The sequence below is a fragment of the Nocardia sp. NPDC050718 genome (assembly GCF_040654235.1).
In the GTDB taxonomy this organism is placed as follows: domain Bacteria; phylum Actinomycetota; class Actinomycetes; order Mycobacteriales; family Mycobacteriaceae; genus Nocardia.
Map to the genome: position 1 here is coordinate 1 of NZ_JBFAHQ010000002.1, position 24,306 is coordinate 24,306.

A 24,306-nucleotide genomic window follows, 5' to 3' on the forward strand; every position below is an offset into this window, starting at 1 on the left:
GGCGGCCGGCCCCAGGCGGGCGGCCCCCCCCCGCGGGTGTTGTTTGGGCCCGCCCCCCCGGCGCCCCCCCCGGCCCGGCCCCCCCCCCCCCCGCGGCCCCCCCCCCGCTCCTGTATCCGCGGCGCGGCACGATCCGCCCCGACTTCGAACGGAGCTAGTTCATGAAACTCGCAGTCATCGCCGGTGACGGCATCGGTCCCGAGGTCATCGCCGAGGCGATCAAGGTGCTCGACGTGGTCTCGCCCGGCGTCGAGAAGACCGAATACGACCTGGGCGCCGCCCGCTACCACCGCACCGGCGAGATCCTGCCGGAGTCGGTGCTGCCCGAGCTCAAGCAGCACGACGCGATCCTGCTCGGCGCGATCGGTGACCCCTCGGTGCCCAGCGGCGTGCTTGAGCGCGGTCTGCTGCTCAAGACCCGCTTCGCGCTGGATCACCACGTGAACCTGCGGCCCTCGAAGCTGCACGCCGGCGTCACCAGCCCGCTCTCGGGCAACCCGGACATCGACTTCGTCGTCGTGCGCGAGGGCACCGAGGGCCCGTACACCGGCACCGGCGGCGCGATCCGCGTCGGCACGCCGCACGAGGTGGCCACCGAGGTCTCCAACAACACCCGCTTCGGCATCGAGCGCGTCGTGCGCTACGCCTTCGCCACCGCGCAGGCGCGCCGCAAGCACCTGACGCTGGTGCACAAGAACAACGTGCTCGCCTTCGCCGGTTCGCTGTGGCAGCGCACCGTCGACGAGGTCGCCGCCGAGTTCCCGGACGTGCAGACCGCCTACCAGCACATCGACGCCGCCACCATCCACATGGTGACCGACCCGGGCCGCTTCGACGTGATCGTCACCGACAACCTGTTCGGCGACATCATCACCGACCTGGCCGCCGCCGTCAGCGGTGGCATCGGTCTGGCCGCCTCGGGCAACATCGACGCCTCCGGTGTGAACCCGTCGATGTTCGAGCCGGTCCACGGCAGCGCCCCCGATATCGCGGGCCAGTCCAAGGCCGACCCGACCGCCGCCATCCTGTCGGTCTCGCTGCTGCTCAACCACCTCGGCAACACCGAGGGCGCGGCCCGCATCGAGTCCGCCGTCGCCAAGGACCTGGCCTCGCGCACCGGCACCGCCTCCACCGTCGAGGTCGGCGACCGGATCGCCGCCATCGTCTGAGGACGCTGAACCACCGAAGGCCCGTCCCGGTTCGCCGGGGCGGGCCTTCGGTGTTCCGGTGTGCGGTCGCTACTTTCCGGTCGCTCGCGGGACCAGGGGGACTGCCGCGGCGGCGGCGATCGCGGCCATGGCGAAGGCGGCGGGGAAGCCGGTGGCGGTGATCAGCAGGCCGAAAACCGGTGGGACGGCGGCGATGGCGAGGTTCTGGCCGGTGTTCTGGATGCCCAGCCCGCGACCGCTCCAGAACGGGCCGGCGATCTCGGCGACGGCGGTGAAGGCCAAGCCGTTGTCCGACACCGAGATCACCGACGCCGCGACCATCAGCGGAACGGCCAGCCACCACCAGTCGGTCCAGGCGGTCACGGTCAGCGCGGCCATCGCCACGACGGCGGCCACCGCCACCTGACGCAGCGGGCCCAGCCTGCTGCCGACCCGGTCCGACCAGGCGCCCGCGCCGATGCGCCCGGCGGCGCCGAGGAACTGGGTGGCCGTCATCAGCGCGCCCGCGGCGGCCAGTGACCAGCCCAGGTCCCGGTGCAACCACAGCAGGGCGAAAGTCCACAGGGTGGCCTGCGGGAAGACCAGCAGGATCGACACGGCGTGGATCCGCCACAGGGTGGAATCACCGCGATAGGGGTTGGCGCGGTCGGCGGCCTTGGCGGGCGGACGCGGCGGGTCGACGATGCCGACCAGACAGCCCACCGCCGCGACCCCGGCCATCAGCGCGGGGACCAGCAGCGCGGCGGGGATGCCGTGCTGGGTGGCGACCCACGGGATGCTCAGCGCGGCCAGGCCGACACCCAGCGGCTGCGCGGTCTGGCGGATGCCCATGGCCAGACCACGCCGGTCCGGCGGGAACCAGCCGACGATCACCCGCCCGCTCGCGCCGTTGGAACTGGCCGCGCCGACACCGCCCAGGAACAGCAGCACGCCGAAGGCGATCGGGTTGTCCACCAGCGCGGCGGCGACACCGGCCACGAACATCAGCGCCGTGCCCGCCACCAGCACGACCCGCTCGCCGATCCGGTCGACGACATAGCCCCACGCGATCAGCGTGCACACCAGGCCGACGGTCGGCAGCGCGACCAGCGCGCCCGCGGCGGCCAGCGAATCGCCCCTGGCCGTCAGCGCGGGCAGCAGGAACGGCGTGCCGTGGATGAAGATCGAGCTCGAGGTCTGCGCGAAGACGCCGAGGGCGAGCATCAGCCAGCGTCTGCCGTCGCTCATCCTGGTCGTCTCGGCCGTCAGCCGCACCTCTGTCACGATTCTCACCTCGCCCGATTGCACGATTGCATCTCAATATTTGAGATCGATGTCTCATGTGGTGAACATCTGGGTTCACGGTACACCCGTGACCGCCGAATGGCGCCCCTCGATTCGGTGTCTGACAGATCACAACCGGCGGCCGCGGCGCGGGTGGCGAATATCGCAGGCGGGCAGTGGCTTCGAATCACATCGGTGTGAGCTTTCCCGCACCCGGTGCGCGAGCGCATGACCGCGCGCGTCCGGCATCCCGGGCGCGTTCGGGCAGGTGGGCGCGTCTCGATAGACTCCGGGGCATGCGCTTAGGTCGAGTTGCCAGTCCCGATGGAGTCGCGTTCGTCAGCATCGAAGGTGACGGCAGCGATGCCACCGCCAAGGAGATCGCCGAACACCCGTTCGGCTCGCCGACGTTCACCGGCCGGAGCTGGCCGCTGGCCGATGTCCGCCTGCTGGCCCCGATCCTGGCGAGCAAGGTGATCTGCATCGGTAAGAACTACGCCGCGCACGCGGCCGAGATGGGCGGCGAGGCGCCGGCCGACCCGGTCATCTTCCTCAAGCCCAACACCGCGATCGTCGGCCCGAACGCGCCGATCATCCTGCCGCCCAGCTCTTCCCAGGTCGACTACGAGGGCGAGCTGGCCGTGGTGATCGGCCGTCCGTGCAAGGACGTGCCCGCCGCGAAGGCCGCCGAGGTCATCCTGGGCTACACCGTCGCCAACGACGTCACCGCCCGTGACCAGCAGCGCCACGACGGGCAGTGGACCAGGGGCAAGGGCTACGACACGTTCTGCCCGCTCGGCCCGTGGATCGAAACCGCCATCGATCCAAGCGATCTGGAGATCGTCACCGAGGTCGAGGGGGAGGTCCGGCAGCGCAGCCGCACGTCGCTGTTCCTGCACGACATCCCGAAGATCATCGAATGGGTGTCGACCGTGATGACCCTGCTGCCCGGTGACGTGATCCTCACCGGCACACCGGAAGGCGTCGGCCCGCTGGCGGCCGGGCAGAACGTGTCGGTCACCGTCGAGGGCATCGGCACCCTCACCAATCCTGTTGCCACCAAGCGCTGATACCGCGGAGAGAGAGTCATGACTGAAGTACGGGTCCGTTTCTGCCCGTCGCCGACCGGCACGCCGCACGTCGGCCTGATCCGCACGGCACTGTTCAACTGGGCGTACGCGCGCCATCACGGCGGCAGTTTCGTCTTCCGCATCGAAGACACCGACGCCGCACGCGATTCCGAGGAGTCCTACCGGGCGATCCTGGACGCGCTGCGCTGGCTGGGCCTGACCTGGGACGAGGGCCCCGAGGTCGGCGGCCCGTACGAGCCGTACCGGCAGTCGCTGCGCCGTGATCAGCATCTCGAGGTCGTGCGCAAGCTGGTCGAGGCGGGCGAGGCCTACGAGTCCTTCTCCACGCCGGACGAGGTCGAGGCGCGGCATCGCGCGGCCGGTCGCGACCCGAAACTGGGTTACGACAACTTCGATCGTGACCTGTCCGCCGAGCAGATCGCGGCCTACCGGGCCGAGGGCAGGCCCGCGGTGATCCGGCTGCGGATGCCGGACGAAGATCTCGGCTGGAATGATCTGGTGCGCGGGGAAACCACCTTCAAGGCCGGCACCGTGCCCGATTTCGCGCTCACCCGGGGCAATGGCGACCCGCTCTACACGCTGGTGAATCCGGTCGACGACGCGTTGATGAAGATCACCCATGTGCTGCGTGGTGAGGACCTGCTGTCCTCGACGCCGCGCCAGCTCGCGTTGTACGCGGCGATGCAGCGTATCGGGGTCGCGGAGTTCACCCCGCAGTTCGGTCACCTGCCGTTCGTGATGGGCCAGGGCAACAAGAAGCTGTCCAAGCGCGACCCCGAATCGAATCTGTTCGTGCACCGGGACCGCGGATTCATCCCCGAGGGTTTGCTGAATTACCTCGCCCTGCTCGGCTGGGGTATCGCCGAGGACCGCGACGTGTTCTCGATGGCCGAGATGGTGGCCGCGTTCGACATTTCGACGGTCAATTCGAATCCGGCCCGATTCGACCAGAAGAAAGCCGATGCCATCAATGCCGAGCAGATTCGTTTGCTCGAGCCGGGTGATTTCGGCCACCGTTTGCGCGAGTTCCTGACCGCGCAGGGTCATATCGGCGCCGAAATCGACGAGAAGACCTTCCTCGCCGCCGCCGAACTGGTGCAGACCCGCATCGTCGTGCTCGGCGACGCCTGGGACCTGCTGAAATTCCTGTTCGTGGCGCCCGAGGAGTTCGCGATCGACCAGGCCGCGGGCGCCAAGAACCTCGGCGCCGAGGCCGACCCGGTGCTCGACGCCGCCATCGCCGCGGTGGAGCCGCTGACCGAGTGGACCACTCCGGCCCTGGAAGAGGCGCTGAAGAAGGCGCTGATCGACGATCTGGGGCTCAAGCCGCGCAAGGCGTTCGCGCCGGTGCGCGTCGCGGTGACGGGCTCGCACATCAGCCCGCCGCTCTACGAGTCGATGGAGCTGCTCGGCCGCGAGGTCTCGCTCGACCGGCTCCGCGCCGCCCGCGGCTGGGTACCCGCCGCGCAGTGAGTGCGTCCGGGGCGGCGTCCGCGCCGCCCCGGAACGGTCGAAACAGCCAAAAATAGGCTTCTGACCAGGCGATTTGTAGTTTACCCCACTGTGGCTGGTAATCTTCTCCTCGCCGCGGAACACGGCCTCGCAACACCGACAACCAGCCGGTGAGAGGGAGGTCGGACGTTTCCATCCTTGGGGTATGGTGTAATTGGCAACACAGCTGATTCTGGTTCAGCCATTCTAGGTTCGAGTCCTGGTACCCCAGCAAGATTTCACTTCGGTGAGATCGTCCTGGCCCCGTCGTCTAGCGGCCTAGGACGCCGCCCTCTCAAGGCGGTAGCGCGGGTTCAAATCCCGTCGGGGCTACAAAGAAAGACCCCCGGTCGAATTCGACCGGGGGTCTTCTTCGTTTACAGCCGCTTGTGCAGCGCCTCGGCGGCGGCGACCAGATCGGCGGCCCACCGCGCGCCCGGTCGCCTGCCCATCCGATCGATCGGGCCCGACACCGAGACCGCGGCCACCACCACGCCCGCCGCGTCGCGCACCGGCGCCGAGACGCTCGCCACGCCCTGCGCGCGTTCGGCCGCGCTCTGCGCCCAGCCCCGCTTGCGCACCTCGGCCAGCGCGCGGTCGCCGAACACCGCGTCGGCCAGGACGGTGCGCTGGAGCTCCGGATCGGCCCACGCCATCAGGACCTTGGCCGCCGAGCCCGCGGTGAGCGGTAGTCGGGAGCCGACCGGCACCGTGTCGCGCAGGCCGACGGGCGGCTCCAGCGCGGCCACGCAGACGCGCGCGTTGCCGTCGCGGCAGTACAACTGGACGCTCTCGCCGGTGATCTCCCGCAGGCGGGGCAGAATGGCCCCTGCGGCCTCCACCAGTGGATCGGCGGCCCCCGCCGACAGTTCGGTGAGCGCGGGGCCGGGACGCCACAGCCCGTTGCCGTCACGTGCCAGCAGCCGGTGCGTCTCCAGCCCGACCGCCAGCCGGTGCGCCGTGGCGCGGGGCAGGCCGGTGCGGGTGCACAGGTCGTTGAGACCGCATGGCTCGTCCGCGACGGCATAGAGCACCGCCACGGCTTTGTCGAGGACCCCGATACCGCTATGCTGTCTCATAGAACGATACTAACGTCTCATATCTTGAGATTCCAAATATGTCCGTCGAAAGGTGATGAAGCAATGGCCGAGCGCGCCCGCACACTGGCCGAGAAGGTGTGGGACCAGCACGTCGTCGTCCCCGGCGAAGGTGAAGGTTCCGCCCGCGAACCCGACCTGATCTACATCGATCTGCACCTCGTGCACGAGGTGACCAGCCCGCAGGCCTTCGACGGGCTCCGCGCGGCGGGCCGTCCGGTGCGCAGGCCCGATCTCACCATCGCGACCGAGGACCACAACGTCCCCACCGTCGACATCGACAAGCCGATCGCCGACCCGATCTCGCGCACCCAGGTCGAGACCCTGCGGCGCAACTGCGCCGAGTTCGGCGTCCGGCTGCACCCGATGGGCGACGTCGAGCAGGGCATCGTGCACGTCGTCGGCCCGCAGCTGGGCCTGACCCAGCCGGGCATGACCGTGGTGTGCGGTGACAGCCACACCTCCACCCACGGCGCGTTCGGCGCGCTGGCGATGGGCATCGGCACCAGCGAGGTCGAGCACGTGCTGGCCACCCAGACGCTGTCGCTGCGCCCGTTCAAGACGATGGCCATCACCGTCGACGGCGAACTGGCCCCCGGCGTCACGAGCAAGGACCTGATCCTGGCCGTGATCGCCCAGATCGGCACCGGCGGCGGCCAGGGCTATGTGCTGGAGTACCGCGGCGAGGCGATCCGCAAGCTGTCGATGGAAGCGCGGATGACCATCTGCAACATGTCCATCGAGGCGGGCGCTCGCGCCGGCATGATCGCCCCCGACGCGGTGACCTACGAATTCCTCGAGGGCCGCCCGCACGCGCCGCAGGGCGCCGACTGGGACGCCGCGGTGGCCGCCTGGGAGGCACTGAAGACCGACGACGGCGCGGTTTTCGACGCCGAGGTCCACATCGACGCGAACCAGCTGACCCCGTTCGTCACCTGGGGCACCAACCCCGGTCAGGGCCTGCCGCTGGGCGCGAACGTGCCGGATCCGGCCCAGATCGCCGACGAGAACGAGCGCGACGCCGCCGAGAAGGCCTTGCGCTACATGGACCTGACGCCGGGGATGCCGCTGCGTGCGGTCACCGTCGACACCGTTTTCGTCGGATCCTGCACCAACGGCCGGATCGAGGATTTGCGGGCCGTCGCCGATGTGCTGAAGGGCCGTCATGTGGCCGACGGCGTGCGAATGCTGGTCGTTCCCGGCTCCATGAAGGTGCGCGCCCAGGCGGAAAAAGAAGGACTCGGCGAGATTTTCACCGCCGCGGGCGCGGAATGGCGCCAGGCGGGCTGCTCGATGTGCCTGGGCATGAATCCCGATCAGCTCGAGCCGGGCCAGCGCTGCGCGTCGACGTCGAACCGCAATTTCGAAGGCAGGCAGGGCAAGGGTGGCCGTACCCACCTGGTCTCGCCCCTGGTCGCGGCCGCCACGGCGGTCCGCGGGACCCTGTCCTCGCCCGCCGATCTGGCCTGAGCCCCGACCACCACGATCGAAGGAGAATCGTTATGGAAGCCTTCACTGTTCACAAAGGCATCGGGGTCCCGCTGCGCCGGTCCAATGTCGACACCGACCAGATCATCCCGGCCGTTTACCTGAAGCGAGTGACCCGCACGGGTTTCGAGGACGGCTTGTTCGCCGGTTGGCGGGCCGATCCGGACTTCATTCTGAACACCGAGCCGTACCGCCACGGCAGCGTGCTGGTGGCCGGGCCGGATTTCGGCACCGGATCGTCGCGAGAGCACGCGGTGTGGGCGCTGTCGGACTACGGCTTTCGGGTGGTCATCTCGTCGCGTTTCGCCGACATCTTCCGCGGGAATGCGGGGAAGGGCGGCCTGGTGGCCGCGCAGATGTCACAGAACGATGTCGAAATGCTGTGGAAGCTGATCGAGGAACAGCCCGGCCTCGAATTGGTTGTCGACCTGACCGCACGCACCGTGACGGCGGGAACCGTCGTGTTGCCGTTCGAAATTGACGACTACACCCGGTGGCGTCTGCTGGAGGGTTTGGACGACATCGGCCTCACGCTGCGGCAGGCCGACGTCATCGGCGAGTTCGAAAAGGGAAGGCCGTCATGGAAACCCGTGACGCTGCCGGAGCCTATTTCGCAGGCGTAATCACCTGGGACGGTTAGTGGCGCTTCCCTGGGGGCGGTAGCTGGACGTGTGCTAAACCACATGAATTTTGGCGTGGCACATAGACTCTTGCTCAAACTGGGTTTACCGTGGTACCTAGTCGGTCCGACGACGGGCCATTAGTCTGCGGAGGATTCAATGAACAAGGCGGAACTGATCGACGTTCTGACCGAAAAGTTGGGTACGGACAGGCGCACGGCAACTGCGGCTGTCGAGAACGTGGTCGATACCATCGTTCGCGCCGTGCACAAAGGTCAAAGCGTCACCATCACCGGATTCGGTGTGTTCGAACAGCGCAAGCGTGCCCCCAGGGTTGCCCGCAACCCGCGTACCGGCGAAACCGTGAAGGTCAAGGCGACTTCGGTGCCTGCCTTCCGGCCGGGCGCTCAGTTCAAGGCGGTGATCGCGGGTAAGCAGAAGCTGGCCGCGTCCGGGCCCGCCGTCAAGCGTGGCGTGAACGCCCCGGTGGCGGCGAAGAAGGCGGCAGCCAAGAAGACGGCGGCCAAGAAGACCGCCGCCAAGAAGGCGACGCCGTCGAAGGGTCCGGCCAAGACCACCGCCCGTAAGGCAGCCACGAAGGCACCCGCCGCCAAGAAGACCACGACGGCGGCAGCGAAGAAGGCCACCGCCGCCAAGAAGACCACAGCGGCAAAGAAAGTGACCGCGGCCAAGAAGGCTCCGGCCAAGAAGGTCACGGCGGCGGCCAAGAAGGCGCCGGCCAAGAAGGTCACCGCGGCCAAGACCACGGCCGCCAAGAAGGCTCCTGCCAAGAAGACTGCTGCGAAGAAGACAGCCACCCGTCGTGCTCGTTGATCCCGCCGCAGCGGGATCGGGTCGGGGAATGTGCACGTAGGCCGCATCACCCACCACTGGACCGAGAACGGCCCCGGGAATCCGGGGCCGTTTCGGCTGTTTCGGGGGCGCAGCGCGCGACTCAGGCGGTGACGATTCCCGTCGAGAGCGAGCGGTCCATATGGTCGGCCGCGACCAATCGGTCCGCAACGAACGACAATGCCCACACGCTGCCCTTGCGATTGCGCGCGGGCGGCAGGGTGAGCCCACCCCGCTCGGCGAGCCACTGCGTCAGATCCGGAATCACCCCGCCCTGACTGCACACCACCGGCACACCCCGATCCGTTACCAACGACAGAAATCGTTGCCGCGCGGCGCTTTTCGCTGAATCGTAACCTTGCTCGGAAAACATTGGCTCGCAATTGATTTCGGCGTTCAACTGTTCCGCCAGCGGGGTCACGGTTTGGATACAGCGCAGCGGATCGGCCGAATGGATCTCGGATGCGCCGAACGCCAGCAGATTCGGCGTCAAAGCCTTCGCCTGCTGCTCGCCGGCGGGCTCGAGCGGGCGCAACTCGTCGGGCCCGTCGAAACGCGCGCGCTTGCCCGCCTTGGCGTGGCGGACCAGCAGCACCGTGTTCGTCCGCGCGGGCAGCCGGGCGAACATCCGGATGACCTGACGGTCCATCGGATACGACAGCTGATCCATCACCCGGTCGAGCGGGAACCAGCGCAGCTGGTCGACCTCGGCGTTGACGGCGAACTCGCCCGCCGCCGCCTCCGCGGCCCAGTAGTCGACCCGCTTGAGCTGGCGGTGGCCGGGAATCGGATAGGTGACGTGCCCGAGATAGCGCCCGAGCGTGCACGGCAGGCCGGTTTCCTCGCCGACCTCGCGCACCGCGGCGACCACCGGGGTCTCCCCGGGGTCGAGCTTGCCCTTGGGCAGCGACCAGTCGCCGTACTTGGGCCGGTGGATCACCGCGATCTCGGGTCCCGTGGCGCTCTCGCGCCACAGGACCGCGCCCGCGGCATGGATATTGGGTCGGACCCGGGGATCATGCATCGCGGTCTGTGCGTCCTTGCTCACGGCTGATCGGGACGGCGCAGGCGCATCAGGAACTGCTGGTGATCGCGCACCTGATCGGCGTCGGCGTCGGTGGGGCTGGCCTGCCAGGTGCCGTCCGGGCCGAGCACCCAGCAGCGGGTCATCGGATCCAGCGCCGAATCGAACACCACGGCCAGCTGTTCGACCAGGCGCGGATCCTTCACCTGCACCATGACCTCGACGCGGCGGTCCAGATTGCGGTGCATCATGTCGGCGCTGCCGATCCAGGTCTGCTCCTGGGCCCGGAACTCGATCACCCTGGAGTGCTCCAGGAACCGGCCCAGGATCGAGCGCACCTCGATGTTCTCGCTCAGGCCCGGCACGCCGGGACGCAGGCCGCAGATGCCGCGCACCACGATCTGGACCGGCACGCCCGCCTGGGAGGCCCGGTAGAGCGCGTCGATGATCTGCTCGTCGACGATCGCGTTGGCCTTGAGCCGGATCCGGGCGTCGAAGCCCTCCCTGGCCAGCTCGATCTCGCGGTCGATCCGCTCGATGATGCCCGCCCGCACACCCAGCGGGGCGACCATCAGATTCCGGTAGTCCTCCTTGCGGGAGTACCCGGTCAGCGAGTTGAACAGGTCGGTCAGATCGGCGCCGATCTCCGGTGCGGCGGTGAACAACCCGACGTCCTCGTACAGGCGCGCGGTCTTCGGGTTGTAGTTGCCGGTGCCGATGTGGCAGTAGCGGCGGATGGTCGAACCCTCGCGCCGCACCACCAGGCAGGTCTTGCAGTGGGTCTTGAGGCCGATGAGGCCGTAGACCACGTGCACGCCCGCCTGTTCCAGCGCGCGGGCCCATTTGATGTTGGCCTGCTCGTCGAAACGGGCCTTGATCTCGACCAGCGCGACGACCTGCTTGCCCGCCTCGGCGGCCTCGATCAGCGCGTTGATGATGGGCGAGTCACCGGAGGTGCGGTACAGCGTCTGCTTGATCGCCAGCACCTGCGGATCGGCCGCGGCCTGCTCGATGAAGCGCTGCACGCTGGTGGAGAACGAGTCGTAGGGGTGGTGCACCAGCACGTCGCCCTCGCGCAGCGCCGCGAAGACATTGCGTGGCGTCTCGCGCTCGCCGAAGGCCGCTGGAGTGGCCGGAACGTACGGCGCGTCCTTGAGATCGGGCCGGTCGACGCCGTAGACCTGCCACAGGCAGGACAGATCGAGCAGGCCGGGCACCTGGATGACGTCGGCGGGGTCGACCTCGAGCTCCCGTAGTAGCAGCTCCAGCATGTGCTCGGTCATGTCGTCGGAGACCTCGAGCCGCACCGGCTTGCCGAAACGGCGCCGCGCGAGTTCGCGTTCCATCGCCTGCAGCAGGTCCTCGTCGCGGTCCTCGTCGACCTCGAAGTCGGCGTTGCGGGTGATCCGGAACGAATGCGTCTCGACGACGGTCAGGCCGGGGAACAGCAGGTCCAGGTGCGCGGCGATGAGGTCTTCCATCGGCAGGAACGCCGCGATCGCGGAGGGCGCCTTGGTGCGGCGCACGCGCACGAACCGGTCGACGTTGTCGGGCACCTTCACGCGGGCGAAGTGCTCGCCGCCGGTGCCCGTGTCCTTCACCGTCACCGCGAGGTTGAGGCTCAGGCCGGAGATGTAGGGGAACGGGTGCGCCGGGTCGACGGCCAGCGGGGTGAGCACGGGGAACACCTGATCGGTGAAGTAGCCCGAGAGCCGTTGCCGTTCATCGTCGTCGAGATCGGCCCAGCCGATGAGGTCGATGCCCTCCGCGGCCAGCGCCGGGTTCACCTCGTCGAGGAACACGTGCGCGTGCCGCTCGGCGAGTTCCTGGGCGCGGGCGGCGATCATCTCCAGCTGTTCCGACGGGGAGCGGCCGTCGGCGGAGCGCACGGACAGGCCGGTCTCGGCACGGCGTTTCAGGCCGGCGACCCGGACCATGTAGAACTCGTCGAGGTTCGAGGCGAAGATCGCCAGGAACTTGGCGCGTTCGAGCAGCGGCAGCGAGGCGTCCTCGGCGAGCGCGAGCACGCGGGCGTTGAAGTCCAGCCAGCTCAGCTCGCGGTTGAGGTAGCGATCTCTGGGCAATCGCTGCGCCGTCGGGTCACCGCCCGAGGCGGTGGCGGCCGCAGGTGGCGGGGAAATCGGAGACTGCTGCTTGATGGTTTCCGTATCGCTCACGCTGTCAATCATCCCCTACGAACCGGGCAGTCCGCAGTATGACGTTGCCGCGTTCGTCCGATCCTGGTCAGTGGCGGCGATCGGCTAGCACACGGTGCGAACGGGATCACCGAAATGACCGGACAGCCCGAATTCGCGGAGCGTGCGCGTGGTGTGCGGGCCGACGCCGAGCCCGTGGACGGTGGCGAGGTCGGCGGGGGTGTCCACGTCGCACCGGAGGCCGGGCCAGTGTCCGGCGAGCGCTCGCGCGCCGTCGGCGCGGTGCGCGAGCGCGGAGTCGGCGCCGAATCGGGGCGCCAGCGCGGCGGTCGTATCGCGGACCAGTAATGCCGCGGTGCCGGTCCCGGTGTGGTCGATCACCACCGAGCGGACGCCGTCGGGGGCGACGGTGAGCAGGTCGGCCAGTTCGGCCGGGCGTAATGCGGGCAAATCCGCTTGCAGCGCCAGCAGGTGGGCCGGGCCGTGCCGGTCGCGCACGTCGGCCGCGCCCGCGGACAGCGCGGCGTTGAGCGGATCGGGGGCGCCGGCCGGCTCGTCGAGGACGTGCGCGCCGAGCTCGCGGGCGCGGGCCGCGACGACCGGATCTGGGGTGACCACCGTCAGCGACAGCACCTCCGGCACGGCGGTCGCGGCCACGACGGTATCGGCGAACATGGCCAGCACCAGCTGACCGCGCTGCTCGGGAGTCAGCACGTCGGCCAGCCTGCTCTTGGCCCGATCGATGTGCTTGACCGCCATCACGGCGTGCACGGTGTGCGGACGCATGACATCAATCCTTACATGGCATATTGAGCTGATGACGAGGGCGGCGGTTATGGGTGCGGGGTCGTGGGGCACCGCGTTCGCGAAGGTGTTGGCTGAGGCGGGGACCGAGGTCACGATCTGGGCCAGACGGAGCGAGGTGGCGCAGGCGCTCGACAGCGAGCACCGCAATCCGTTCTACCTGCCCGGCGTGCAGTTGCCACCCGTGCGCGCCACCGACGATCACCGGGCCGCGCTCGACGGCGCCGATCTGGTCGTCCTCGCGGTGCCCTCGCAGTCGCTGCGCGCGAATCTGGACCGGTGGAAGGGCGACATCGACCCCGACGCCACCCTGCTGAGCCTGGCCAAGGGCATCGAGACCGGCACGCTGCTGCGGATGAGTCAGGTGATCGCCGAGGTCACCGGGGCCGAGCCGGGCCGCATCGCGGTGCTGTCGGGCCCGAATCTCGCGGGCGAGATCGTCGAACGGCAGCCCGCGGCCACCGTGATCGCGTGCAGCGACACCGAGCGGGCCGGGGCCGCGCAGCGGGCCTGTGCCACCGGGTATTTCCGGCCGTACACCAACACCGACGTGATCGGCTGCGAGATCGGTGGCGCGTGTAAGAACGTCATCGCGCTCGCGTGCGGGATCGCCTCGGGGATGGGGCTGGGCGACAACACGATCGCCAGCCTGATTACCCGCGGACTGGCCGAGGTCATCCGGCTCGGGGTCGCGCTCGGCGCGCAGCCGGTCACCCTGGCCGGGCTGGCCGGGGTCGGCGATCTCGTGGCCACCTGTACCTCGCCGCTGTCGCGTAACCGGTCCTTCGGGCACGTGCTCGGCGCGGGCGGGTCGATGCAGGCGGCGCAGGAGGCGACCAATGGGCAGGTGGCCGAGGGTGTGAAGTCGTGCACATCGGTGCGGGCCCTGGCGGCCGCGCACGACGTGGAGATGCCGCTGACCGACGCGGTGCACCGGGTGTGTCACGAGGGTCTTTCGGTCAGCGAGGCGGTCGACAGTTTGCTCGGCAGGCGGATCAAACCCGAGTAGGTCGATAGCGCCGCAGGTCGGCCGACCGGTTACGGTGACGTTCATGACGAACCGGATCAGGGTGGCCGTGGTTTTCGGCGGGCGCAGCAGCGAGCACGCCGTCTCGTGTGTGTCGGCGAGCAGTGTGCTGCGCAACCTCGATCCCGAGCGCTACGAGGTGGTGCCGATCGGCATCACCACCACCGGCAGCTGGGTGCTCGCCGACGGCCTCGGCGCGCTCGAACTCAGCCATGACGCGCTGCCCGCGGTCGACGCGGCGGGCACCGCGCTCACCCTGGCCGCCGACCCGGGCCGCGGCGGCGCGCTGGTCGCCCTCGACGATCCCGGCGCCGCGCTGGGCGGTGTCGACGTGGTGTTCCCGATCCTGCACGGTCCGTTCGGCGAGGACGGCACGCTCCAGGGCATGCTCGAGTTAGCCGGCATCCCCTACGTGGGGGCGGGCGTGCTGGCCAGTGCGGCGGGCATGGACAAGGAGTTCACCAAGAAATTGCTGGCCGCCGAGGGGCTGCCCGTCGGCGTGCAGGTGGTGCTGCGCCCCGGCACGGCGACGCTGACCGCGGACGAGCGGGCGCGCCTCGGCCTGCCCGCGTTCGTGAAGCCCGCGCGCGGCGGGTCGTCGATCGGCATCACCAAGATCACCGACTGGGCCGATCTGGACGCCGCCGTCGCGGCCGCGCGCGAACACGATCCGAAGGTGATCGTGGAGGCGGGCATCGTCGGCCGCGAAGTCGAGTGCGGCGTCCTGGAATTCGCCGACGGGCAGGTGCGGGCCAGTGTGGTCTCCGAGATCCGGATGCCCGACGCCGACGCCGCGGCCCCGGAGTTCTACGACTTCGCCACCAAATACCTCGACGACGTCTGCGAATTCGACGTCCCGGCCAAGCTCGACGACGCGGTCGCCGACCAGATCCGCGAGCTGTCCGTGCGCGCCTTCCGCGCCCTGGACTGCCAGGGCCTGGCCCGGGTCGACTTCTTCGTCACCGCCGACGGCCCGGTGATCAACGAGATCAACACCATGCCCGGCTTCACCCCGATCTCGCAGTACCCGCGGATGTGGGAGGCGACCGGTGTCGACTACCCGGCTCTCGTGTCGACGCTGATCGAGACAGCCGTGGCGCGCGGCACCGGTTTGCGCTGACAGCGGGCTCGGCCACCACGTTTTCGGCCGCTGAAGATCACAGCTCGCCCGGGGTCGGTTCGCGGGCGGGGAGATTCGCGGTGATCACCCCGGACACGGTCTGGATGGCGTCGGTGCCCGAGCCGTCGGGGACGGTCAGGGCGATGTAGGTCTCGCGGTCGACGGCGAACCAGGTGCCGACCTTGCCCACCTCGTCGCGGACCTGGAACCACTTCACGCCGTCGATCACCGTCAGCGGGGACGCGCGGTTGAATTCGAGCGGTCGGTCCAGGCCGCAGCGCAGCACGATCGGCTCGCCGCCGTCGGGGTGCTGCCAGGCCCTGGTGGCGGGCGGCGCCGGTTCGACCAGGGTGGACTTGGTGTACTCGCCGAGATCGGCGGGCAGGGCCGGGAGCAGCGCCTGGCAGGCCGGGCTGTCGGCCGCCGGGGCGGGGACCGGGCCGAGGGCGAGGGGCTCGCGTTCGACCGGGGCGCGCAGGGCGATGACGGCGGCGACGAGGACGCCGACGATCAGCACGATCGGCAGGGCGACGGCGGTGGCGATGAGCGCGGGGGAGTAGGGCGTCGACGCGTCGTCGTCATCGGAGTCCGGCTGTGTCCGGGTGGTCGGCTCCGTCGCGCCGTCGGTCGAACTGGCGTCCGTCGACTCGTCCGCCGCGCCGGTCGCGGACTGGTCGGTCGTGGCTTCGGGGGTGTCGCCACCCGGGGACGTGTCGTCCCGGTCGTCCGCCGCTGTCGGGTCCGACGAATCCGCCGCCATAACCGTCTGGTCCTTCCGTTGTGTCCGATCGCCTCCGAAAGGGTACCGTCGGGGCGATTTCGTCGGTCAGCAGCACACTGGGAAGGGGCCGGTCATCAGCGAGGACAGCCGTCCGCAGACGGTGCGTGAGCTGGGTGAGTTCGCCCTGATCGACCGGATCACCGCGAACCGCGAGCAGGCGCCGCACGTGCTGCTCGGGCCCGGTGACGACGCCGCGCTGGTCGCCGCGCCCGACGGGCGGTTCGTGGTGAGCACCGACATGCTCGTCGAGGGCAGGCACTTCCGCCGCGACTGGTCGGCGCCCGAGGACATCGGCCGCAAGGCCATCGCGCAGAACGCCGCCGACATCGTCGCGATGGGCGCGCGCCCGACGGCGTTCGTCGTCGCGCTCGGCTGCCCGGCCGACACCCCCGTGCCGGTGGTGACCGGCATCGCCGACGGCATGTGGGTCGAGGCGGGTCGCGCGGGCGGGTCCATCGCGGGCGGCGATCTGGTGCGCAGCGACCAGCTGGTCGTCTCGGTGACCGCGTTCGGCGACCTCGGTGGCCAGGCAGCGCTCACCCGCTCCGGCGCGCAGGTCGGCGACATCATCGCGGTGGCGGGCGAACTCGGGTGGTCCGGGGCCGGGCTGGCCGTATTGTCCGGCGACGCCGACCCTTCCGATCCGGCCTTCGCGCATGCCCTTGCGACGCATCGGGTCCCGCAGCCGCCGTATGCCGCGGTGCTCGATGTCGCCGGGGGTGCGGTGCCGACCGCGCTCACCGACGTCTCGGACGGACTGCTCGCCGACTTGGGTCATCTCGCGACCGCCTCGGGCGTCGCTGTCGACGTGGACAGCGCGGCACTGACGGACCCCGAACTGGCCGCGGTCGCCGCGCTGCTCGATGTCGATGCGGCGCAATGGATTCTGGCCGGCGGCGAGGACCACGCCTTCGCGGGCACCTGGCCCGCGGGCACCGCGCTGCCGCCGGGCTGGCGGCCGATCGGGGTCGTCACCGCAGGCAGCGGCGTCACCGTGGACGGTGCCGCGCCGACCGGTGGCACCGGCTGGGAATCGTTCCGTGGGGCGGACGCCACGCCCGGCGCCCGGAACCGATAGGTTGTGCGGTCATGGGTGCCAAACCACTGTCGGAGATCATCGATCCGGGCTGGGCCCGGGCACTGGAACCGGTGGCCGACCGGATCAGCGAGATGGGCGAATTCCTGCGCGCCGAGAATGCCGCGGGCCGGGGCTATCTGCCCGCCGGGGAGAACGTGCTACGCGCGTTCCGCCGTCCGTTCGACGCCGTGCGCGTGCTGATCGTCGGCCAGGATCCCTACCCGACGCCGGGCCACGCGATGGGGCTGAGTTTCTCTGTCGCCCCTGATGTCTCGCCGGTGCCGCGCAGCCTGTCCAACATCTTCGCCGAGTACAGCAAGGACCTGGGCTTCGATACGCCCACCTGCGGCGACCTGAGCCCGTGGTCGGATCAGGGCGTGCTGCTGCTGAACCGGGTACTCACCGTGACGCCAGGCACCCCGGCCTCGCATCGCGGCAAGGGCTGGGAAGCGGTCACCGAACAGGCCATCCGGGCGCTGGTCGCCCGGGACGAGCCGCTGGTCGCCGTGCTGTGGGGGCGCGACGCGGGCTCGCTCAAGCCGACCCTCACCGAGGCCGAGATCCCCTACCTCGAATCGGCCCACCCCTCACCGTTGTCGGCCTCGCGCGGATTCTTCGGTTCGCGGCCCTTCTCCCGGGTCAACGAACTGCTCGACGAACTCGGAGCCGAACCCGTCGACTGGCGGCTGCCCTGACCCGGGGCGTCGCCCGCACCAGAAGAAAATGATGAAGGAGCACAACCCGATGCAGATCACCACCGTTCGCGCCGCCGTCGCGACCGCCGCCGTCGCCGCCGCCCTGACCGCGGGCGCCGCCTCGGCCAACGCGGCGGGCCTCGCGCTCGAGCCCTACGACGAGCAGGCCGCGCCGGTCGCCACCACCCAGATCGGTGAGGAGTGGACCTCCACCGGCACCTCCACCATCTCCTCCGGCGTGAACGCGAAGGTGACCTGCCTGCTGCAGAACACCTTCAGCGCCCTCGGCGCCGCCTGCTGACGTCGAGTCAGCTCAGCCCGAGGTACTCGGGCTTGCGCTTGCCGACGAAGGCATCCACGCCTTCCCGGCCGGTTGCGCCGTTCGCGGCGGCGGCGATGCTGTCGCGTTCGGCATCGAGCTGCTGGTCCAGAGTCGCCGTCGGCGATTGGGCCAGCAGCTTTTTCATGGCCGCGTAGGTGGTGCGGGGGCCGGTGACGAAGCTCTGGGCGACCCGCAGGGCCTCGGCGCGCACCTCGTCGTCGGCGACGGTGCGGCTCAGGATGCCCAGGCGCACGGCCTCGTCGGCGCCGAGCACGGCGTCGGTGAGCAGGATCTCGGCGGCCCGGCTCTTCCCGACGATCCGGGGCAGCAGCCAGGACATGCCGCCGTCGGGACTCAGGCCGATGCCCGGGTAGGCGGGGCGCAGCTTGGTCGACGGGCCACCGATCGCGATGTCGGCGGCGCACACCAGGCTCATGCCCGCGCCCGCGGCCCAGCCGTGCACCGAGGCGACGACCGGGACCGGCGTCGCGGCCAGCGCGCGCACGAAGTCGTGCAGCTCGGAGGCGAGCTGGTGCAGGTAGGCGCCACGGTCCTCGGCGCCGGCGAAATGGTGGACGTTGCCGCCCGCGCAGAAGTTGGCGCCGGTGCCGGTGAGCAGCACGGCGCCGACCTCGGGATCGAGGGCGCGCAGGGCCTCGGTGCCCGCGTTGATCAGGTCGAAATTCATCGAGGTGCCCGCGGCGGCGGTGGCGATCGGCAGCTGCAGGACGCCGTCGACGACCGTGACGGCGGTGACCGGTTCGGTGGTACTCATGGCGTCACCCTAGCGAGCGCCGCGCCGCCACCACTGTTCGGGCAGCAAGGTGAAGGGGTCGACCCGGCGAACCCCGGTGTCGGCGAAGCCGTGTCTGCGATAGAAGGCGTGGGCGCGCGGATAGTCGCCGAACACCCACAGCGTGCACGGGGAGCCGGGGGCGGCGGACTCGATCAGGGCGTCGGCGACGCCGGTGCCGTGCCAGGCCGCGCGGACGTAGAGCGCCTCCAGTTCGAACTCGGTCGCCGAGGCGAAGCCGATCAGCCGGTCACCGGCCAGCGCGATCGGCAGCCGGTGCGCGCCGTCGGTGCGGCGGCGTTCCCAAGTGAGCGCGGAGCGTTCGAGATCGAAGCCGGACAGCACGTGGCCCGGCACCAGGGCGTCGTAGGCCTCCCGCCAGCTCGCGATGTGGCAGGCGGCGAGCTCGGTGACCCGCTCGGCGGTCAGCGCCTCGATGCGCCAGTCAGCCACGTCGGCCCCCATCGACGACAAAGCCCCGGACCACCCACGCGGGGTGCCGGGGCACTGTCGGCAGAATGTACGGGCTGAGAATCAGCCGCGGACGACCTTGCCCGCCTTCAGGCAGGAGGTGCACACGTTCATCCGGCGGGTGTTGCCAGGGGCAACCTGCGCACGCACGGTCTGGATGTTCGGGTTCCAGCGACGGTTGGTGCGCCGGTGCGAGTGCGAGACCGACTTCCCGAAACCGGGGCCCTTGGCGCAGACGTCGCAAACGGCAGCCATGTCGCGAGCTCCTTCATGTCATAAGCGGTCAGCGCGCACGGATGCCCGCTGTACCGGAAACTGATGTCGTCAAATGCCTTGCCGACTCGCGTCGGCCAGCGCAGACCGGATGGCCGCGCGAGGCAACCCTGCAAGGGTAGCTGGCCGGGCCGTGAACTTCCAAACCGGGTGTCCCGGTCGATACGCCGGGCACGGCCCGGATGACGGGCCCGTCCGCGCTCAGCATACCCCTGTCGGTTGCTGGCGCTAACCTGGCGTGCGGTGCCCGGCGGGCGGGCACGGCAAACAGTGAGCGAGGTGACGGTGTCGCAGGTGCGGGAGGCGCTGGACGGCGCCGAGCTGCTGGACTGGGCCAGGACCTGCCGCACCGATCTGGAACTACGCCGCGCCGAGATCGACGCGCTCAATGTGTTCCCCATCGCCGATTCCGACACCGGCACCAACCTGCTCGCCACCATGCGCGCCGCCGTCGCCGCCGCCGAACGCGCGGTCCCCGACGCAGCGGGTCCTGTCCGGCCCGCTGATCGCGCTGTCCCCACGGCCGCCGATCTCGGTATCAGTGACGACTCGGCAACCGGCGGCTACCCGGACGCAGACGCTGGCACGGCGCCGGAGGGCGGCCCGGCGACCGACCCGGGGGACGACGGCGGCGCGCCGGTGGGCCGTGGCCGAGTCTCGAGCGGCGCCCCTGACGTGGGCGATCGTCGTGCCGGTGCCGAGGTGCCCGCGCATCTCGTCGCGCAGGCGCTCGCGCGCGGCGCGACGACGGGTGCGCGGGGGAACTCGGGGATCATCCTGTCGCAGGTGCTGCGCGGGATCGCCGAGGCGGTGGTCGGGGGCCCGCTGACCGGCGAACGGTTGCGGACGGCCTTGCGGCGGGCAGCCGTGCTCGTGCGCACCGGCCTCAGCGCTCCGGTCGAGGGCACGATCCTGACGGTGCTCGATCGGGCCGCCGTCGCGGCCGCCGGTTCGGCGGACCTCTCGCTCGTCTCCGTCGCGCAGTCGGCGGCCGAGGGTGCCGCACGTGCGCTGAACGAGACGCCTGCGCAACTGGGTGTCCTGCGGGCGGCCGGGGTCGTCGACGCGGGCGCCAGGGGACTGCTGGTGCTGCTCGATTCCCTCGTGACGCAGGTCTGCGGGCAGGCGCCGGCCAGGGACAGCTACCTCCGGGCCGACCGGTCGGGCGCAGCCCAGCGCAGGGTCGACGACCACCGACCCGATGGTGAGCGCCCCGGCGACCTCGCCCGATCGCCGGCCGTCGATGGCCGGGAACGTCCGGCCAACCTGTCCGACGCACGGACCACCGAGGCCGACTCCTGGGACGACCACCGCGATTCCCCCGACCCGCACTTCGAGGTCATGTACGTGATCTCGGGCACCGACGAGGCCGCGGCGGGCGGCCTGCGCGACCGGCTCGCCGTCCTCGGTGACTCGGTCGTGGTGGTCGGCGACGGTGACAGCACCTGGTCGGCCCACGTGCACTGCCGCGACGCGGGCGCGGCGATCGAGGCCGGCCTCGCGATCGGCACCGTCACCGGCATCCGCATCGAGAGCTTCGCGGTGACCGCGCCGCACGGCGGACATGCCGAGCACGTCGTCGCCGACGCGGCCTGCGACGGCGCGCGCGCCGATGGTCCGCGCCGCACCGGCGAGATGGTGGCGGCGCAGGTCGCCGGGGCAGCGGACGCGGGCAGTGCGTTCCCCCACACAGCGGGCACCGGTGCGGCGGCACCGGGCAGGCCGACGGTCGACGGCGGATCGGGCGGGCCCGAGGTGAACCCACTGGCCGACCGGGGCATTCTCGCCGTGGCCTCCGGCGCGGCGGCCGCCCGCCTGTTCGAGGACGCGGGCGCGGTGGTGCTGCGCGGGGACCGCCAGCTCGACACGACCGCCCTGCTGACCGCCATCCGCGCCATGCCGCACCGGGAAGTCCTCGTGCTGCCCAACGGCGCACTGCCCGCGCAGGAACTCGTGGCCGCCGGTGTCGCCGCCCGTGACGGGTCACGTGACGTCCTGCTGCTGCCGAGCGCGTCGATGGTGCAGGGCCTGGCCGCGCTCGCGGTCCACGATCGCGGCCGGATCGCCGTCGACGACGCCTTCGCGATGTCGGAGGCGGCCGCGACCACTCGCTGGGGTGCGCTGCGCCCGGCGCGGGTGCGCGCCCTGACCATGGTCGGAATGTGCTCGCCCGGTGACGGACTCGGCCTGGTCGGCCAGGACGTGGTGGTCATCGACCCCGATGTCGTCGGCGCGGGCCGCATCCTGCTGGACCGGATGCTCGGTCTCGGCGGCGAACTGGTGACCTTGCTGATGGGCGCCGACGCGGGCCCCGAACTGGGCGCCGTCCTGGCCGAGCACGTGACGGCCGGTTTCCCCGGAGTCGAGGTCGTGGTGTATTCCGGTGGGCAGCAAGCGGATCTGGTGCAGATAGGGGTCGAGTGATGGCGACGTTGAGTGACCGGCTCGACCACGTGCTCGGAGTGAAGGCGGCCGACCGGCTGACCGAGGCGTTCGACATGACCACGGTCGAGGACCTGTTGCGCCACTATCCCGTCCGCTACGCCACCCAGGGGCAGCCGCTCACCGAGGAGGAACCGGAGGAGAGCGCGCACATCACCGTCATCGGCCGGATCACCAAAACCGAACTGCGCCCGATGAAGAACCGGCGCGGCTCGCTGTTGAAGGTGCAGCTCGACACCGGCGCCGCCCGCCCGATCGAGGCCACCTTCTTCAACGGCGACAAGGTGCGCTACCTGGTGAAAGAGGGAGTGCGGGCGATGATGTCGGGCACCGTGCACTGGTGGCGCCCCGACCGCTGGAACCTCTCGCATCCCGACTATCTGATCCTGCCCGACAAGGCCGAGGCCGGTGTCGAGGAGCTGACCTCGGTGCGCGGCAGCGGGGCGCTGCGCGGGCTGGCGCAGAGCGCGAAAGGCGCTGGGGGCGTGGACGCGTCGTTCTTCGAGCGCGAATTCGTGCCGGTCTACCCGGCGACGGCGAAGGTGCAGAGCTGGGACCTGCTGGCCTGCATCCGCCAGGTCCTCGACCAGCTCGACCCGATCGAGGACCCGCTGCCCGCCGACCTGCGCGCGGAACGTCACCTGCTCGAGGTCTCCGACGCGCTGCGGCTGATCCACCTGCCCGAGCACAAGCTCGACATCGAGAAGGCCAGGGACCGCCTGCGATTCGACGAGGCGCTGGCCCTGCAACTGGTACTCGCCGAGCGCAGGCACGAGGTCGAGGGCCGCACCGCCCCGGCCTGCCCGCCGCGCACCGACGGCATCGCCGCCGCCTTCGACGAGCGGCTGCCGTTCGAGCTGACCGAGGGCCAGCAGCAGGTGATCGACGAGATCTCCGCCGACCTCTCGCGCACCCGCCCGATGCACCGGCTGCTCCAGGGCGAGGTCGGCTCGGGCAAGACGATCGTCGCCCTGCACGCGATGCTGCAGGCGGTCGACGCGGGCCGCCAGTGCGCGCTGCTCGCGCCGACGGAAGTCCTCGCCGCCCAGCACTATCGGTCGCTGCGGGCCATGCTCGGTGACCTCGGCACCGCGGGCGAGCTGGGCGCGGCCGAGCAGTCGACGAAGGTGGTGCTGCTGACCGGTTCGATGTCGGTGGCGGCCAAGAAGGCGGCGCTGCTGGACGCGATGACCGGCGAGGCAGGCCTGGTCATCGGCACGCACGCGCTCATCCAGGACGCGGTGGAGTTCTTCGACCTCGGCCTGGTGGTGGTCGACGAACAGCACCGCTTCGGCGTCGAACAGCGAGATGCCCTGCGCGCCAAGGCCAAGGACGGCATCAGCCCGCACCTGCTGGTGATGACGGCCACCCCGATCCCGCGCACCATCGCGATGACCACGCTCGGCGACCTGGAGACCTCCACCCTCACCCAGCTGCCGAGGGGCCGCTCGCCGATCGTGTCGAAGGTGGTGCCGCGCAAGCTGCATCCGGGCTGGGTGGACCGGGCCTGGGAGCGCATTCTCGAGGAGGTCGCCGCGGGCAGGCAGGCGTATGTGGTGTGCTCGCGCATCGGCGAGGACCCCGACGCCCCGCCCGCCAAGGGCAAGAAATCGGCCGAGGAGAAGGAAGGCCCGACCACCCAGGCGGCGGTCGAGATGTACGAGACGCTGAGCGCGGGCGCGCTGTCCGGTGTGCGGGTCGGGCTGCTGCACGGCCGCCTGCCGTCGGACGAGAAGGACCAGGTGATGCGGCAGTTCAACGACGGCGCCATCGATGTCCTGGTCTGCACCACGGTCGTCGAGGTCGGCGTCGACGTGCCGAACGCGACGGTGATGGTGATCGTCGACGCCGACCGGTTCGGCGTGAGTCAGCTGCACCAGTTGCGCGGCCGGATCGGGCGCGGCAAGCATCCCGGGCTGTGCCTGCTGATCACCGACGCCGCGCCCGGCGGCACGGCGATGGCCCGGCTGGAGGCGGTCGCCGCCACCACCGACGGCTTCGAACTCTCCGTGCTCGACCTGCGGCAGCGCCGCGAGGGCGATGTGCTCGGCGCGGCCCAGTCCGGCACCGCCCGGTCGCTGCGGCTGCTGTCGCTGCTCGACGACCTCGAGGTGATCACCGCCGCCCAGGAGCTGGCCAGGCGGGTCGTCGCCGACGATCCCGGCCTGGTGAAACATCCCGGGCTGGCGGGGATGATGGACGCAGCCGTCGACGGCGAGCGCATCGAGTACCTCGCGAAGTCCTGACGT

At 70.4% G+C, this 24,306-nt stretch carries 22 protein-coding genes and 2 tRNA genes; 15 read left to right on the forward strand and 9 right to left on the reverse strand.

Translation table 11 applies throughout. The features are described from left to right. Positions 1-161 precede the first annotated feature (161 nt). Positions 162-1,169: a 3-isopropylmalate dehydrogenase gene (locus tag AB0H54_RS09500; RefSeq protein ID WP_357344294.1), complete on the forward strand. Its 1,008-nt coding sequence runs from the start codon at positions 162-164 to the stop codon at positions 1,167-1,169. 69 nt (positions 1,170-1,238) lie between these two features. On the opposite strand, the gene AB0H54_RS09505 is transcribed toward AB0H54_RS09500, so the two are convergent. Further along, complete coding sequence (locus AB0H54_RS09505; protein WP_357345678.1) at positions 1,239-2,396, reverse strand: MFS transporter; 1,158 nt, start codon at positions 2,394-2,396, stop codon at positions 1,239-1,241. 332 nt (positions 2,397-2,728) lie between these two features. Here AB0H54_RS09505 and AB0H54_RS09510 point away from each other — a divergent pair, with 332 nt between their 5' ends. From AB0H54_RS09510 to AB0H54_RS09525, 4 genes are all read left to right on the forward strand, one after another. After that, entirely contained in the window at positions 2,729-3,502 is a 774-nt protein-coding gene (locus tag AB0H54_RS09510; RefSeq protein WP_355282817.1) for a fumarylacetoacetate hydrolase family protein, read from the forward strand. Positions 3,503-3,520: 18 nt separating this feature from the next. Then, on the forward strand, positions 3,521-4,996 hold the full coding sequence (gene gltX, locus AB0H54_RS09515) for a glutamate--tRNA ligase (protein ID WP_357344296.1): 1,476 nt from the start codon (positions 3,521-3,523) through the stop codon (positions 4,994-4,996). Between the two features lie 178 nt (positions 4,997-5,174). Continuing rightward, a tRNA-Gln gene (locus AB0H54_RS09520) sits at positions 5,175-5,246 on the forward strand. A 28-nt stretch (positions 5,247-5,274) separates the two neighbouring features. Beyond that, positions 5,275-5,347: transfer RNA gene (locus AB0H54_RS09525), tRNA-Glu, on the forward strand. A gap of 44 nt (positions 5,348-5,391) precedes the next feature. Here AB0H54_RS09525 and AB0H54_RS09530 read toward each other — a convergent pair. Continuing rightward, positions 5,392-6,093: an IclR family transcriptional regulator gene (locus AB0H54_RS09530; protein ID WP_218719237.1), complete on the reverse strand. Its 702-nt coding sequence runs from the start codon at positions 6,091-6,093 to the stop codon at positions 5,392-5,394. A 63-nt stretch (positions 6,094-6,156) separates the two neighbouring features. Between AB0H54_RS09530 and leuC the strand changes: the two genes are divergently transcribed. The 3 genes from leuC to AB0H54_RS09545 all read left to right on the forward strand — a co-directional run bounded on the left by leuC (position 6,157) and on the right by AB0H54_RS09545 (position 9,053). Next, a complete protein-coding gene (gene leuC, locus AB0H54_RS09535; protein ID WP_357344299.1) occupies positions 6,157-7,581 on the forward strand; it encodes a 3-isopropylmalate dehydratase large subunit in 1,425 nt (474 codons plus the stop codon). 32 nt (positions 7,582-7,613) lie between these two features. Further along, positions 7,614-8,222, forward strand: coding sequence for a 3-isopropylmalate dehydratase small subunit (gene leuD / locus AB0H54_RS09540; protein ID WP_355282825.1), 609 nt, complete (start codon positions 7,614-7,616; stop codon positions 8,220-8,222). Between the two features lie 156 nt (positions 8,223-8,378). Continuing rightward, entirely contained in the window at positions 8,379-9,053 is a 675-nt protein-coding gene (locus tag AB0H54_RS09545; protein WP_357344301.1) for an HU family DNA-binding protein, read from the forward strand. A 121-nt stretch (positions 9,054-9,174) separates the two neighbouring features. On the opposite strand, the gene AB0H54_RS09550 is transcribed toward AB0H54_RS09545, so the two are convergent. From AB0H54_RS09550 to cofC, 3 genes are all read right to left on the reverse strand, one after another. Next, complete coding sequence (locus AB0H54_RS09550; RefSeq protein WP_357344302.1) at positions 9,175-10,095, reverse strand: bifunctional NUDIX hydrolase/histidine phosphatase family protein; 921 nt, start codon at positions 10,093-10,095, stop codon at positions 9,175-9,177. A 20-nt stretch (positions 10,096-10,115) separates the two neighbouring features. Then, positions 10,116-12,284 carry an RNA degradosome polyphosphate kinase gene (locus tag AB0H54_RS09555; RefSeq protein WP_355282831.1) on the reverse strand — a complete coding sequence of 723 codons (2,169 nt, stop codon included), beginning with the start codon at positions 12,282-12,284 and terminating at the stop codon, positions 10,116-10,118. A gap of 72 nt (positions 12,285-12,356) precedes the next feature. Further along, positions 12,357-13,037 (reverse strand): 2-phospho-L-lactate guanylyltransferase, encoded by a 681-nt coding sequence (cofC, locus tag AB0H54_RS09560; protein ID WP_357344304.1) that lies wholly within the window; start codon positions 13,035-13,037, stop codon positions 12,357-12,359. A gap of 31 nt (positions 13,038-13,068) precedes the next feature. Between cofC and AB0H54_RS09565 the strand changes: the two genes are divergently transcribed. Both AB0H54_RS09565 and AB0H54_RS09570 read left to right on the forward strand, forming a co-directional pair. Continuing rightward, positions 13,069-14,064 (forward strand): NAD(P)H-dependent glycerol-3-phosphate dehydrogenase, encoded by a 996-nt coding sequence (locus tag AB0H54_RS09565; RefSeq protein WP_355282836.1) that lies wholly within the window; start codon positions 13,069-13,071, stop codon positions 14,062-14,064. A gap of 43 nt (positions 14,065-14,107) precedes the next feature. Continuing rightward, entirely contained in the window at positions 14,108-15,202 is a 1,095-nt protein-coding gene (locus AB0H54_RS09570) for a D-alanine--D-alanine ligase family protein (RefSeq protein WP_357344306.1), read from the forward strand. Positions 15,203-15,239: 37 nt separating this feature from the next. Here the strand turns inward: AB0H54_RS09570 and AB0H54_RS09575 are convergent, their stop codons facing one another. Continuing rightward, entirely contained in the window at positions 15,240-15,962 is a 723-nt protein-coding gene (locus tag AB0H54_RS09575) for a DUF3515 family protein (protein WP_357344308.1), read from the reverse strand. 94 nt (positions 15,963-16,056) lie between these two features. Here AB0H54_RS09575 and AB0H54_RS09580 point away from each other — a divergent pair, with 94 nt between their 5' ends. From AB0H54_RS09580 to AB0H54_RS09590, 3 genes are read left to right on the forward strand one after another with little or no spacing between them, the layout of a single operon-like run. Further along, a complete protein-coding gene (locus tag AB0H54_RS09580; protein WP_357345680.1) occupies positions 16,057-17,061 on the forward strand; it encodes a thiamine-phosphate kinase in 1,005 nt (334 codons plus the stop codon). An 11-nt stretch (positions 17,062-17,072) separates the two neighbouring features. Further along, the gene (locus AB0H54_RS09585; protein ID WP_355282844.1) at positions 17,073-17,756 is read left to right on the forward strand and encodes a uracil-DNA glycosylase; all 684 of its coding nucleotides are present in this window, start codon (positions 17,073-17,075) and stop codon (positions 17,754-17,756) included. A gap of 49 nt (positions 17,757-17,805) precedes the next feature. Next, entirely contained in the window at positions 17,806-18,057 is a 252-nt protein-coding gene (locus AB0H54_RS09590) for a hypothetical protein (protein ID WP_357344310.1), read from the forward strand. A gap of 7 nt (positions 18,058-18,064) precedes the next feature. Here the strand turns inward: AB0H54_RS09590 and AB0H54_RS09595 are convergent, their stop codons facing one another. The 3 genes from AB0H54_RS09595 to rpmB all read right to left on the reverse strand — a co-directional run bounded on the left by AB0H54_RS09595 (position 18,065) and on the right by rpmB (position 19,597). After that, positions 18,065-18,853: an enoyl-CoA hydratase-related protein gene (locus tag AB0H54_RS09595; RefSeq protein WP_357344312.1), complete on the reverse strand. Its 789-nt coding sequence runs from the start codon at positions 18,851-18,853 to the stop codon at positions 18,065-18,067. A 9-nt stretch (positions 18,854-18,862) separates the two neighbouring features. Next, complete coding sequence (locus tag AB0H54_RS09600) at positions 18,863-19,324, reverse strand: GNAT family N-acetyltransferase (RefSeq protein ID WP_355282852.1); 462 nt, start codon at positions 19,322-19,324, stop codon at positions 18,863-18,865. A gap of 81 nt (positions 19,325-19,405) precedes the next feature. Continuing rightward, positions 19,406-19,597 (reverse strand): 50S ribosomal protein L28, encoded by a 192-nt coding sequence (rpmB, locus tag AB0H54_RS09605; RefSeq protein ID WP_011210730.1) that lies wholly within the window; start codon positions 19,595-19,597, stop codon positions 19,406-19,408. Between the two features lie 297 nt (positions 19,598-19,894). On the opposite strand from rpmB, the gene AB0H54_RS09610 reads away from it, so the two are divergent. Together AB0H54_RS09610 and recG are read left to right on the forward strand one after the other, a co-directional pair. Then, on the forward strand, positions 19,895-22,039 hold the full coding sequence (locus AB0H54_RS09610) for a DAK2 domain-containing protein (protein WP_357344314.1): 2,145 nt from the start codon (positions 19,895-19,897) through the stop codon (positions 22,037-22,039). Next, positions 22,039-24,303 carry an ATP-dependent DNA helicase RecG gene (gene recG, locus AB0H54_RS09615; RefSeq protein WP_357344316.1) on the forward strand — a complete coding sequence of 755 codons (2,265 nt, stop codon included), beginning with the start codon at positions 22,039-22,041 and terminating at the stop codon, positions 24,301-24,303. Before AB0H54_RS09610 ends, recG begins: the two co-directional genes overlap by 1 nt. Positions 24,304-24,306: the final 3 nt, after the last annotated feature.